Raw genomic sequence first — 262 nt, forward strand, 5'->3', positions numbered from 1 at the left:
ATCTAAAGCTGGAATATATGGCGCTACTGCTTAGCTGGAACTGGCCAGCTGCCGGTGGTTTGGCAGAACTATACGCCAAGTACCCGCCTGCGCGGGTATATCTTATGCGCTGGAAAATTGATTTTACGGGGCAGGGTGCCCCGCCAATGCTCAATGCATGGTTTGTTTGGGATACAAAGTGGCAGGGCGAGACAGCCCTACGCATGCTCGACCGACGGATGGATTTCCGTCAGCCTTCATTGCTCGACGATGAGGCGGTGGT

At 54.6% G+C, this 262-nt stretch carries 1 pseudogene; it reads left to right on the top strand.

The features are described 5' to 3' along the window. Positions 1-17: 17 nt before the first annotated feature. Positions 18-262, top strand: a pseudogene (locus HBA93_RS21770) (hypothetical protein); the annotation flags it as partial.

The sequence above is a fragment of the Ochrobactrum sp. SFR4 genome (genome assembly GCF_019730395.1).
Classification (GTDB): Bacteria; Pseudomonadota; Alphaproteobacteria; order Rhizobiales; family Rhizobiaceae; genus Pseudochrobactrum.